Below are 13,167 nucleotides of genomic sequence, written 5' to 3'. Positions count from 1 at the left end.
CAGTCAACGATCACCTGCCGGACATGGTCAAGCGCTACCCGCAACTGACCTTGCCCATCGGCCTGATCTATGGCGCGCGCGACAAGGTGCTGGACTTCCAGAAGCACGGCCAGGCCCTGGCCAGCAAGGTGCCGGGGCTGAAGCTGCAAGTGGTGGAGGGGAGGGGCCATATGCTGCCGATCACCGCCACAGAGCGTGTGGTGGCGGTGGTGGAGCAGATTGCCAAGCGCGTCAAACCGCCGCAAAACGATCCGCTTGCGCAGCGGCCATTGGCCCTGGTGGGTAAGTAGCTGGGTAAATGATTGTGCAATCCGACTCGCGGTTCAACGGCGTCGATGCCTGCTTTAGACACCTGACCAAACGGCTGAAAAAGAGACTGCCCGGTCACGTTAAAAAGCCTTCGAGAAACTAGTTGACGACCTAACGATTCCGCGCTATTAATTTTAAAAAATTATTTCAATGTGTAATTTGAAACAGTTTTTGAAATGCCTAAGAGCGAATAAAATAATGAAAAAAACGCCTTTTATCGCATACCCAACCTGCCTCGTTCGGAGGCTGCCATGAATCAGACTATGGCAAGCCCAACCGTCTGGACCGACGGCAAGCGTCACCTCTGGTGGCTCGGCATCATGCCACTGGCAACCCCCTTGCTGTCCGGCGCCCTGGCAATTACCACCGGCGTACAGCAACTGTGGTGGGTCGGTGTGCTGGTGATCTTCGGCCTTATCCCGCTGATCGACGGCCTGCTCGGTGAAGACGTCAGCAACCCACCCGAATCCGCCGTCAACCACCTCGAATCCCAAAGCTACTACCGCTGGATCGTCTACACCGGTGTGCTGTTCGTCATCTCGTCGGTGGTGATCACCGGCTGGCTCGCCGCCGGCGGCATCGACTGGATCATCAGCGGCGGTCTGCTGAACGCCACCGCCCACTTGGACCCGTCGAGCTGGCTGGCCAAAACCGCCGCCTTCATTACCGCGCGTACTGAGTTGCACGGTGCGGTCAGCTGGTTCACTTACCTGGGCATGGCGATGTCCACCGGTGCCGCCACCGGCATTGCCATCAACACCGCCCACGAGTTGGGGCACAAACCCAAGCCGCTGGAAGTGTTCCTGGCCAAAGTCACCCTGGCGCCGACCTTCTACGGGCACTTCTACACCGAACACAACCGTGGCCACCATGTACGCGTCGCCACCCCGGAAGACCCGGCCAGCTCGCGCCTCGGTGAGAGTTTCTGGGCGTTCCTGCCGCGCTCGGTGTGGTTCAGTGCCGTGTCAGCCTGGAACCTGGAGCGCGAACGCCTGCGCAAACTCGGCCTGCCGGCCTTGCACTGGAAGAACGCGGTGCTCAGCGCCTGGATGTACAGCCTGGTGTTGTGGGGCGCGATGATTGCCTGGCTGGGCGCGGCAGTGATTCCGTTCCTGATCATCCAGGGTATCTACGGGTTCTCGCTGCTGGAAGTGGTCAATTATGTCGAGCACTACGGGCTCAAACGTCAGAAGTTGCCCAACGGCCGTTATGAGCGTTGTTCACCTCGGCATTCGTGGAACAGCAATCGGATTGTCACCAATATCTTTTTGTTCCAACTTCAGCGGCACTCCGATCACCATGCCAACCCGACCCGCAGTTACCAGTCGCTGCGCCACTTTGATGAATCGCCGCAACTGCCTTACGGTTACGCCAGCATGATTGTCTGGGCCTATGTGCCGTACTTGTGGCGACGTCGCATGGACCACCGTGTCTTGAACCACTATGCCGGGGATATCACCCTGACCAATCTTCAACCGTCACAGCGGTTGAAGTATCTGGAGAAGTACAGCAACAGCGCGACGCCGTTTTAATCTGAACTAACGCCTGTGTGGTTGAACTCGGGGTCTGTGTACCGCGCAGGCCTTCATCGCCCAGGATTTATCGGTTTTAGTGCAAGTCAGTGGTTTGACCCTACAACAATAATTTCAAGGGAAGGACGTACACCATGCAAAGCCCTGCCACCTTTACCGCCCATGTCATCCTGGCCGCACTGGGCCTGATGGTTTACCAACAAGCCCAGGCTGCGCGGATCGAGCCGGCCGGCAGCGCCTTTACGGCCCAAGGCCCGATCAGCTTTTCCAAGGGCGCGCTGATCAGCGCCGACTGCACCATCAAAGTGGCCGGCAAGGTCGCGGCCAATGGCGCGTCGGTGAATGTCGACAAAGTTGAATTCGATGGCGGCCTGAAATGCAGCCGCGTCGAGGCTATCAACTTGCCGTGGGTATTAATTGCCAAAGACACTAAAAGCGGCTCGATGTCGAACATCAGCGTGGATGTGCATGCCTTCGGTTTAGGCGGCAAGTGCGGCCCGTCGACCGCCGACGGTACTTGGGATAACGCCACCGGCAAGTTGGAAGCGACGAATGTGCCAATCGGCGAAGACTGCAAGATCAAGACGGTGTCGATCAAGATGCCGCCGAACTTCAAAGTGGTCGAATAAACGAATTCTAAAACTGTAGCGGTATAGGTATTGAAATTTGGCTGGAAAGGGAAGTTCTGCAGTTTCACCGTGACCTCTCGATCATGGCCATTACCCCTGGCGAACTGACTCGCCATAACATGTGAGGAAAAACAATGAAAAGCTTGAAAACTCTCGTGTCGTTGACTGCTCTGGCTGTTTGCATGGGTGCTGCTTCCATGGCGAGTGCAGCCACTATTTCTCCTGCAGGCACGGGCTTTTCCACGCCTGCCGGGACCATTGCGGTGTCGTCGCCAGCGTCGTTCGGTGCGCCTGTTTCCTGCAATATCGTGTTCACCGGTAGTGTGGCCGCCGACGGTTCCGCCGCTGCTATTACGGGCGCGACTGTCAGTGGTGCCAACCCACTCTGTGGCGTGCCGGTGCTGTTGGGTCTGCCTTGGACCTTGACGCCAACCTCCACGAGCACCGGTGCAGGTGTGTATGCGGGTACCGTGTCCGGCGTCAACTTCAAGATTGTCAGCAACTGCGCCAGTGGCCCAGTCACTATCAACGTGCTCTACAACAACAACACCCACGCCATCACCGTTCCATCTGCTCAAACGGTCGGCAGCTGCAAAATCACTGCTCTGAACGCCGCTCCAAGCCCAGCACTCACTGTAAATCCTTGATAGCAACGCGTTGGACGTGATGATCACACGTTGAAATGCAGGTGCCCCTCTCGGGGCACCTGTTGAGGAAAACCAGGGACGGTAGGCCCGGCCGTGGTGGATAAAAATAATAAGGAGTGGAGCATGAATAATAAGAAACAACCGGCCCAGACGTTTATCGGCCTGGCATTGTTGGGCGGTCTCATGGTCGCGGGCGGTTCGGTGCAGGCCGGTGGCTTCTCGACTCCTACATTTGGTGCCCAAGGTTGGGGTCGTGCGTTCGGTGGTGGTTCGTTGTTCAAGGACGACCCGTCCTCGGCGTACAACAACCCGGCTGCCATGGCGTTTATCGATCAAACTATCGCGCAGCAAAACGTCATTTATGCGCGCGTCAATATTAAGTTCAAAGGCAATGCCACTGATTACAAAGGCGACCCAGCTTCTGTAGGGGTATTGGACGAGTTTGGTGGCGTTACCTCTACGCCGCGTACGGGTGATGGTGGCGAAGGCGGGTTCACCGCTTGGCTGCCGACCGGGTTCCTGGTGATACCCATTAACGATCGTTTCAGTGTTGGTCTAAGCCAGGTGGTGCCCCAGGGGATGAAGTCGACCTGGGACCCGGATTGGAAAGGCCGCGATTTTGCCGTAGACACCAAAATCGAAACCGTGGGACTGACCGGTTCGCTGTCCTTCAAAGTTAACGACCAGTTCTCTATCGGTGGCGGCGCCATCGTTCAGCATACGAGTGGGTTTGTCAGCCAGAACGTCGACTTGTACGCAGCAGCGGCAGTTTCACCGGGGCTGGGCGGCTTTGGTATTCCCTTTCCATCCGGAGTGGGCCAATCGCTGATTCGGGTCAAGGTCGATAATACGTCTGTGGGCTGGTTTGGCGGCATGGCGTGGAAACCCACCGACCAGGATACCGTTGGCTTCAACTACCACGCCAAAATCAAGAACAAGCTGGAGGGCAAGTACAAATTCAATGCCGACCCAGGAAGTCGGTTACTGATGACTGACGTAGGCGGCGACGGCTTGACGCTGGTTGAGCGCGCTTACCCAGGCTTGAAACTGTTCCCGGACGGTGCCAACGCCAGCACGCAACTGGACATCCCGGCGACTGCTGCCATCGACTGGGTACACGTGTTCAATGACCGCTTCACCCTGGGCGCCAGTGCCTTGTGGACCCAGTGGTCGTCCTTCAAGGCCCTGACGTTGAAGTCTGACGGCAATACCATTGTGTCGATTCCTTACAAGTACAAAGACGTGATGATGTACTCGCTGGGCGGCGACTATAAGCTCACTGACGATTTCACCCTGCGTGCCGGTGTTGCCTATGATCAGACGCCTACCCGTGACTCCACGCGTGACCCGCGCATTCCTGACGGTGATCGTTATTTCGCCTCGTTGGGTTTTGGCTACAACATCAAAGCGGTTCCAGGCTTGAGTGTGGACGGCGCCTACTCGCGGCAGTTTGTACAGGAGGTCAAGCTCAAGACCGTCAACGAAGATCGCCTTGGGGCTGCGCGCCTGGATGGAAAGGTGGACAGCAAAGGGGATGTGGTAAGCCTGTCGGCCACGTATAAGTTCTAACCCACAATCTGTGCGTGTTCAGGTGTGAAGTGGTCAGTCAGCGCATCTTTCTGGTGCTTCACACCCGTGCTGCAAATGTCCTGGTTTTAATGTTTTCCCAATGCAGAAACTGGCTGACTCGATCAGCCTATTTTTTTCGTCAAAGCATTAAATAAAAATTTCAAAACAAAATTTGAATTTGTCCTTTCAAGTTTGTAGTGTGGTTTTACGCCCTCGTTCATCCCGAACGAGCGACGCGCATGCCATACCCTGAATTGAGTAGAGGTATCCCCATGGTTATCTGGTTATTGTTGGGTGTCGCCGCCGCGATTGTCCTGGCCTATCGACAAGCCGCTGCTGCCCTGTGGCTGGGCGTCGGCCTGGTCTGGCTGGCGCTTGGTTATCTGTTCAATGGGGTCGCAGGCTTTGGCGCCAGCGTCGCGGCCATTCTGGTGGTACTGCCCGCCGTGCTGATGACGATCAAGCCGCTGCGCCGCACGCTGCTGACCAGCAAGGCCCTGGGCCTGTTTCGCACGATCATGCCGGCGATGTCTGACACCGAGCGCGCGGCCATCGAGTCTGGCACCGTGTGGTGGGACGCCGAGCTGTTCAGCGGCAAGCCCAACTGGCAGCGCTTGCTGCAAGCCGCGCCTGCCAGCCTGAGCGCCGAAGAGCAGGCGTTTCTCGATAACGAAGTGGAAACCCTCTGCGACATCGCCAACGACTGGGAAACCACCCAAGTCTGGCAGGACATGTCCCCCGAAGGCTGGCAGTACACCAAGGACGCCGGGTTCCTGGGCATGATCATTCCCAAGCAGTACGGCGGCAAAGGCTTCTCCCACTTTGCGCATTCGCAGGTGGTGATGAAGCTGTCGACGCGTTGCTCGGCCGCGGCGATTTCGGTGATGGTACCCAACTCCCTCGGCCCGGCTGAACTGCTGCTGCATTACGGCACCGATGCCCAGCGCAATTACTATTTGCCGCGCCTGGCACGCGGCGAAGACATCCCGTGCTTTGCCCTCACCAGCCCGTATGCCGGTTCCGATGCCGGGGCGATTCCAGACCTGGGCATCGTCTGCAAAGGCGTGCATGAGGGCGAGGAAGTGCTGGGTTTCAAAGTGACCTGGGACAAGCGCTACATCACCCTCGGCCCGATTGCCACGGTGCTGGGCCTGGCGTTTCGTGCCGAAGACCCGGATGGCTTGCTCGGCAAGGCTGGTTCGCTGGGCATTACCTGTGCGTTGATCCCCACCTCCCACCCGGGCGTGAACAGCGGTCGTCGGCATTGGCCGCTGAACGCGGTGTTCCAGAACGGGCCGACCACCGGCAAGGATGTGTTCATTCCGCTGGAATGGGTGATCGGCGGCCGCGAACAGGTCGGCAATGGCTGGCGCATGCTGATGGAATGTCTGGCGGCCGGGCGCACCATTTCGCTGCCGTCGGCCAACGTCGGCCTGGGCAAGGTCGCGGTACGCGGCACCACGGCTTATGCGGCGATGCGCAAGCAGTTCGGCCTGCCCATCGGCAAGTTCGAAGGCGTACAGGCGCCCTTGGCGCGCATGGCCGGGCATTTGTATGCCTGCGATGCGGTGCGCAAGGTCTCGGTGGCGTCTTTGGATGCCGGTGAAAAGCCCTCGGTGATCTCGGCGATTGCCAAGTACCACGTCACCGAGCGCGCGCGGATGATCGTCAACGACGGCATGGACATCGTGGCCGGCAAAGGCATCTGCATGGGGCCAAACAATTTCCTGGCTCGCGCTTACCAGCAAAGCCCGATTGCGATCACCGTGGAAGGCGCGAACATCATGACCCGCTGCCTGATCATCTTTGGCCAGGGGCTGATTCGTTGCCATCCGTATGTGTTCCGCGAGATGGAAGCGGCGCACAACCCGGATCGACGCAAAGCCCTGGAAGCCTTCGACAGCGCGATGTTCGGCCACCTGAGTTTCGTGTTGGCCAATACCGTGCGCGCTGCGGTGCATTCGCTGACAGGCGGGCGGCTGCTTGCCGCACCGGCCAAGACCGACCCGGCGCTGGCGTCCTACTACCGCCAGGCCAATCGGCTGTCGGTGGTGCTGGCATTGATCTCGGATGTGTCCATGGGTGTGCTCGGCGGTGCGCTCAAGCGCAAGGAAAGTATCACCGGGCGCTTGGGCGATATTCTGTCGCAGCTGTACATCTTGTCCTGCGTGCTCAAGCGCTTTGAGGACGACGGGCGGCCCCAGGCCGACTTGCCGCTGGTGCACTGGTCGGCCCAGGACGCATTGCTGCGCGCCCATGAAGCCCTTGCCGAAGTACTCGACAACTACCCGTCGAAACCGGCGGCAGCCGTGGTGCGTGCCTTGAGTTTCCCGTTCGGTATTCCCCAGCACAAACCCTCGGACCGCCTGCTGGCCCAGGTGGCCGATGTGGTGCAAACCCCCGGCGAAACCCGCGACCGCTTGCTGGCCAATTCCTACATCCCGCGCCCGGAAATCGACAAGCTCGCCTATGGCGAATTGGGCTTCCGGCTGTTGCCGCAGGTGGAGCTGATCGAGGCGCGGCTCAAGCCCGCGATCAAGCAGGGCCTGATCGAACCGATGCCGATTTCCGCCACGGCCTTTACCACCTGGCGGGTCAAGGCGCGGGCGCTGGACCTGATCAGTGATGAGGAAGACAGCTTGCTCGGGCGTTACGTGGAATATGCCGACCACGGTATTCAGGTTGACGACTTCCCGCAGGATTTTGGCTTGCTGGAGGCTTTGCAGCAGCGTCAACAGGCGTTGGAGCCCAAGGCCAAACGCCGCAACAGCCAAAGCGAAAACGCCTCGGTCAACTAGAAAGCACGCGGTCCATGTGGGAGCTGGCTTGCTGTGGCGAGCAAGCTTGCTTGCGCTGGGGTGCGAAGCGCCCCCAAAAGCGGGCTCCAGCTACGCTGTCGAACGGGAGCAAGCTCCCTCGCCACAGCAAGCCAGCTCCCACAGTTGATCGGGTTTACAGGGAAAGAATGTTTTATGAGTGACAGCTACCTATCCTTCGTCAATTCCCCTTGGGGCCGGCGGCTGGCCCAGGCAATCGGCCTGCCGCAACCCTTGCCCTTGCAACGCCACCGCAGCGGCCAGCAAGGCCTGGCCAACCCGGTGATTGTCGCCGGGGCAGGGCGCCTCGGTGCGCAGGTGCAACAGCTCTTCAAAGACACCGATACCGTCGCCGCCACGCCGGCAACCCTCAAGGCACCGTCCACGGTCAAGGTGCAGGGCGCGGTGTTCGACGCCACGGCCGTGCTCGACCTGCAACAACTCGACGAGCTCTACCTGTTCTTCCACGCCAATGCCAAGCGCCTCGGCCAGCACGGCCGCGTGGTAGTGCTCGGCACGGCGCCGGAACATTGCCAGGACTTGCCCCAGGCCATCGCCCAGCGTGCCCTTGAAGGGCTGGTGCGCTCGCTGGCCAAGGAATTGCGCCGTGCAATTACGGTGCAATTGATCTACGTGGCACCGGGCGCCGAAGACGCACTGGACAGCAGCCTGCGGTTCTTTTTATCGCGCCGCTCGGCCTATGTGTCGGGCCAGGTGGTGCGCCTGGAAAAACCCGTGGACGCCCAGGGCACGGTGAACTGGGACAAACCCTTCGCCGGTCGCCGTGCCCTGGTCACCGGCGCCTCACGTGGCATTGGCCTGGCAATTGCCCAGGTGCTGGCCCGCGACGGTGCTCATGTGGTGTGCGTGGACGTGCCCCAGGCCCAGGCAGCGCTGCTTCAAGCCGCCGACAGTGTGAACGGCTCGGCCTTGCCGCTGGACATCACCGCAGCCGATGCGGCCGCGCTGTTGCAGGCGCATGTCAGCCAATACGGCGCATTCGACGTGGTGGTGCACAACGCCGGGATCACCCGCGACAAAACCATCGCCAAGATGACCGAAGCCGCCTGGCGCAGTGTGCTGGCGGTCAACCTCGAAGCGCCGTTGCAGCTCAGCAGCGCACTGTTGGAGGGGCGAGGCTTGAACCCTGGCGGGCGGATTGTGTGCGTGTCGTCGATTTCCGGTATCGCTGGCAACCTCGGGCAAAGCAACTACGCCACCTCCAAGGCGGGCGTGATTGGCCTGGTGGAGGGCCTGGCACCCCAGGCGGCCGCTCTGCAAGTCACGGTGAATGCGGTGGCGCCGGGGTTTATCGAAACCCAGATGACCGCGAAAATCCCGCTGATGATCCGTGAGGCCGGGCGGCGCATGAACTCACTGTCCCAGGGCGGGCAGCCGATCGATGTGGCCGAGACCATCGCCTGGCTGGCGCACCCGGCGTCCGGCGGGGTCAATGGCCAGGTGGTACGGGTGTGCGGCCAAAGCCTGCTGGGAGCCTGAACCATGGACTATGTGACGCAGATCATCGACCCGCCACCGTCGCGCACCCAGCTGTTGCTGGACGGCGTGCGCGCACTGCGCAAACCCAAGCTTGACGGGCCGCCGCCGCTGCCCACCGCGCGCCTGGTGCGCTCGGCGGTGGAGCTGAGCGCTGCTGGCATCGCCGCCTATGGCCGCGCCTGCGGTTTTCGCCGTGAGCAGGGCGTGCCGCTGTCCTATCCGCATGTGCTGGCGTTCCCACTGCATTTGATGCTGCTGACCCGGCCGAGCTTTCCGTACCCGGCCAGTGGCATGGTGCACCTGGCCAATCGCATTCGACAGCACCAGCGTTTGCGCGAAGGCCAGGCGCTGCGCCTGGAAGTGTACTGCGAGCGCTGGGTGGCGCACCCCAAGGGCCAGGCGCTGAGCATCGCCACCCGCGCCTTTGCGGCGGATACGTTGGTGTGGGAAAGCGACAGCCTGTACCTGCGCCGCGACGTCAAAGACCCGCTCGGCGAACCCTGGGACGACGCGCTGCCCTTGCAGGAAGACGGCCTGTTGCGCACCCAGCGCTGGATGCTGCCGGCCGACCTGGGGCGCCGGTTTGCCAAGGTCTCGGGGGATTTCAACCCGATTCACACCTCGGTGATTGGCGCCAGGATCTTCGGCTTTCGCCGCGCCATCGCCCATGGCATGTGGACCCTGGGCCGCGCACTGGCGGCGCAACAACCGCCGGGCGGGCTGGATCAGGCGCAAGCGCATTGCGACTTCAAGCTGCCGATCTTCCTGCCCGGCCAGGTCGCGCAATGGAGCCGCCCGGTGACCGGGCCGCGCCGTGAGTTTGAAGTGCGCAATGTTGCCGGTGATAAACCGCATATGCGCGGGCTATTTATCTGGAACGAGAGCCATCAATGAGTGACTACAGTTTCAACCCGGCCCCGACCCGCCGCGTGGCGATTATCGGCGGCAACCGTATCCCGTTTGCCCGTTCCAACACCGTGTATGCCCACGACAGCAATCAGGACCTGCTGGTGGCGGCCCTGCAAGGCCTGGTGGAGCGCTATCACCTGCACGGCCAGCGCCTGGGTGAGTTTGCTGCGGGCGCGGTGATCAAGCATTCGCGGGATTTCAACCTGGCGCGTGAGGCGTTGCTGTCCACCACATTGTCGCCTGACACGCCTGCCTACGACGTGCAACAAGCCTGCGGTACCGGGCTGGAAGCGGCCTTGCTGGTCGCCAACAAAATTGCGCTTGGCCAGATCGAAGTGGGCATCGCCGGTGGCGCCGACACCACGTCGGATGCGCCCATCGGCATCAACGAATCGCTGCGCCATACCTTGCTGGCGGCCAATCGCGCCAAGGGCATGGGCGCCAAAGTGAAGACCTTGCTGAAGGTGCGCCCGTCGATGTTTTTCAAACCGCTGCTGCCGCGCAATGGCGAGCCGCGCACCGGTTTGTCCATGGGCGAGCACTGCGAAGAAATGGCCAAGCGCTGGCAGATCAAACGCCTGGCCCAGGATGAGCTGACCCTCACCAGCCACCAGCGCCTGGATGCGGCCTATAAACGCGGTTTTTTCGATGACCTGCTCAGCCCCTATCGCGGGCTGGCGCGTGACAACAACCTGCGTGCCGATGCCAGCCTGGAGAAGCTCGCGGGCCTGTCTGCGGCTTACGACCGCCAAAACGGCACGCTCACGGCGGGTAACTCCACACCGCTGACCGATGGCGCCTCAGTGGTCTTGCTGGCCAGCGAAGCCTGGGCTGCCGAACAGGGTTTGCCGGTGCTTGCTTACCTGCGTACCGGCGAAACCGCTGCGGTGAACTTTGTCGACGGCACCGAAGGCTTGTTGATGGCCCCGGCATATGCCGTGCCACGCATGCTCAAGCGTGAGGGGCTGGGGTTTGCCGACTTTGACTTTTTTGAAATTCACGAAGCCTTTGCCGCCCAGGTGCTGTGCACGCTCAAGGCGTGGGAAGACCCCGAGTATTGCCGCGAGCGTCTAGGCTTGGAGGCGCCACTGGGCGCCATCGATCGCAGCAAGATGAACGTCAATGGCGGCTCCCTGGGCTGTGGCCATCCGTTTGCCGCCACCGGTGGCCGGCAACTGGCGGCGCTGGCCAAAACCATCCATGAGAACGGTGGTGGGCGCGGCCTGATTTCGATTTGTGCAGCAGGCGGGCTGGGCATCACCGCCATCGTCGAAAAATAGCCTGATCAAAAACAACAATAAGGAGACTGCCATGAACGCTGTAAGCCAGGAACACACCGAACGGGTCTGGTTGAACGCCTACTTGCCGGGCGTGCCGGCGGACATCGAGGCCGGTATCGAGGCCTACCCGTCGCTGCGCGAGGTGTTCCTGGAGCACCTGGAAAAATTCCGCGAGCGGGTCGCCTACGTCAGCATCGGCACCGAAATGACCTATGCCGACTGGCAGGTGCAAGGCCAGGCGTTTGCCGCGTGGCTACAGGGCCAAGGCGTGAAAAAGGGCGACCGGGTGGCGCTGATGATGCCCAACTGCCTGCAGTACCCGATCTGCCTGCTGGGCACGATCCTGACCGGTGCGGTGGTGGTCAACGTCAACCCGTTGTACACCTCCCATGAGCTCAAGCATTTGCTCAAGGACAGCGAAGCCGAAACCCTGGTGATTTTTGAAAACTTCGCCCACACCTTTGAAAAAGTCGCGCAGGGCAGCCGTGTCAAACGCGTGGTGGTGGCGGCCATTGGCGATCTGCTCGGCACCTTCAAGGGCGCGGCGATGAACTTCATCCTGCGTCGCGTGCAAAAACAGGTGCCAAAATTTCACCTGCCCGGCGCGGTGCGCTTCAACAACGTGTTGAAACAGGGACGGGCGCTGAACCATTTTCCGGTGGCGATGCACCTCGATGAGCTGGCGTTTTTGCAATACACCGGCGGCACCACGGGGGACGCCAAGGGCGTGATGCTCAGCCATCGCAATATCATCGCCAATTTGCTGCAGGCCAAGGCCTGGGTTGGTGACCAGTTGGACCAGGACCAGCAGGAAACCAACGTGACCTTGTTGCCGCTGTACCACATCTTTTCGCTGACGGTGAATTGCCTGATGTTCATGTGCCTGGGCGGGCGCAACATCCTGATTGCCAACCCACGGGATGTGAAACGGGTGCAGATGATCTTGCGCAAGGAGCGTTTCAACGGCATTGCCGGGGTCAACACCTTGTTTAACGGCTTGCTCGAAAACAAAGAGTTCTGTGCGCGGGATTTCTCTGACCTGCGCATGGTGATTGCTGGCGGCATGGCCACGCACACGGCGGTGGCCAAGCGCTGGAAGGAGGTCACTGGGTTGCCGATTATTGAAGGTTATGGGCTGACCGAGTGCTCGCCGGTGGTGAGCATCAGCCCGATCAACATTGCTCGCATGCGTGAGATGGAATTCACCGGCAGCATCGGTGTGCCGTTGCCGTCGACCTGGGTGCGGTTTATGCGTGAGGACGGCGAGCTGGCGGACATTGGTGAGCAAGGTGAACTGCAAGTGCGTGGCCCGCAGGTGATGCAGGGGTACTGGAAGCGGCCCAAGGAAACGGCTGAAGTGCTGGATACCGAGGGCTGGTTGTCCACCGGGGACATTGGGGTGATGGATGAGCGTGGGTATATTCGTCTGGTGGATCGCAAGAAAGACATGATCCTGGTTTCGGGGTTTAACGTGTATCCCAATGAGATTGAAGACGTGGTGGCCCTGCATCCCGGTGTGGGGGAGGTGGCGGCGATTGGTGTGGAGGATCCGGTGACGGGGGAGAAGGTCAAGATCATCGTGGTGCGCAAGGACCCGAGCTTGACCCAGGAGCAGATTCTGGCCCATTGCCGGGAGTATCTTACGGGGTACAAGGTGCCCAAGTATGTGGAGTTTCGCAGTGTTGAGTTGCCCAAGACTACAGTGGGTAAGGTACTGCGGCGGGCGTTGCGTTGATTTGATTTGAGGGTTAGGGGCTTTAAGTGTGGGAGCTGGCTTGCCTGCGATGGCGGTTTGTCGGTGTACATATCCGTTATTCGGGTAACGGCGGCTTATGGTTCCGCTCTTACAGCGGGTCACTTTTGGCAAACGCCCTGTACGGACCGGACACATGGTTGACACATGTGCGGGGACATGGTGGACACATTATTGACCATAATCAGGCTTACTAATGTCGATTGTTCGCAAAAAGTGATGG

At 60.4% G+C, this 13,167-nt stretch carries 10 protein-coding genes; all 10 read left to right on the top strand.

Features of this window, described 5'->3' with window-relative positions:
- Positions 1-290, top strand: a 290-nt coding sequence (locus HBO23_RS33455) for an alpha/beta hydrolase (protein ID WP_170040987.1), incomplete at its 5' end; no start/stop codon positions are given.
- A 270-nt stretch (positions 291-560) separates the two neighbouring features.
- Positions 561-1,841: an alkane 1-monooxygenase gene (locus HBO23_RS33450; protein WP_099547834.1), complete on the top strand. Its 1,281-nt coding sequence runs from the start codon at positions 561-563 to the stop codon at positions 1,839-1,841.
- A 134-nt stretch (positions 1,842-1,975) separates the two neighbouring features.
- Entirely contained in the window at positions 1,976-2,470 is a 495-nt protein-coding gene (praA, locus tag HBO23_RS33445) for an alkane oxidation protein activator PraA (protein ID WP_017136810.1), read from the top strand.
- Positions 2,471-2,604: 134 nt separating this feature from the next.
- Positions 2,605-3,117 carry an alkane oxidation protein activator PraB gene (gene praB / locus HBO23_RS33440; RefSeq protein WP_017136809.1) on the top strand — a complete coding sequence of 171 codons (513 nt, stop codon included), beginning with the start codon at positions 2,605-2,607 and terminating at the stop codon, positions 3,115-3,117.
- 123 nt (positions 3,118-3,240) lie between these two features.
- A complete protein-coding gene (locus tag HBO23_RS33435; protein ID WP_170040986.1) occupies positions 3,241-4,686 on the top strand; it encodes an outer membrane protein transport protein in 1,446 nt (481 codons plus the stop codon).
- A gap of 272 nt (positions 4,687-4,958) precedes the next feature.
- Positions 4,959-7,484: an acyl-CoA dehydrogenase gene (locus HBO23_RS33430; protein ID WP_170040985.1), complete on the top strand. Its 2,526-nt coding sequence runs from the start codon at positions 4,959-4,961 to the stop codon at positions 7,482-7,484.
- Between the two features lie 174 nt (positions 7,485-7,658).
- Positions 7,659-9,002, top strand: coding sequence for a 3-oxoacyl-ACP reductase (locus HBO23_RS33425; RefSeq protein WP_170040984.1), 1,344 nt, complete (start codon positions 7,659-7,661; stop codon positions 9,000-9,002).
- A gap of 3 nt (positions 9,003-9,005) precedes the next feature.
- Entirely contained in the window at positions 9,006-9,896 is an 891-nt protein-coding gene (locus HBO23_RS33420; RefSeq protein ID WP_099547837.1) for a MaoC/PaaZ C-terminal domain-containing protein, read from the top strand.
- Complete coding sequence (locus tag HBO23_RS33415; RefSeq protein WP_138453405.1) at positions 9,893-11,191, top strand: acetyl-CoA C-acetyltransferase; 1,299 nt, start codon at positions 9,893-9,895, stop codon at positions 11,189-11,191. The genes HBO23_RS33420 and HBO23_RS33415 overlap by 4 nt, the downstream gene beginning before the upstream one ends.
- A 31-nt stretch (positions 11,192-11,222) precedes the next feature.
- A complete protein-coding gene (locus HBO23_RS33410; RefSeq protein WP_170040983.1) occupies positions 11,223-12,926 on the top strand; it encodes an AMP-binding protein in 1,704 nt (567 codons plus the stop codon).
- The last annotated feature ends 241 nt before the right edge of the window (positions 12,927-13,167 follow it).

Source organism: Pseudomonas sp. WS 5532, from assembly GCF_012985445.1.
In the GTDB taxonomy this organism is placed as follows: Bacteria; Pseudomonadota; Gammaproteobacteria; order Pseudomonadales; family Pseudomonadaceae; genus Aquipseudomonas; species Aquipseudomonas edaphica.
Note: the sequence above shows the minus strand (reverse complement) of the source record. Positions and strands in the feature narration are given on the sequence as shown.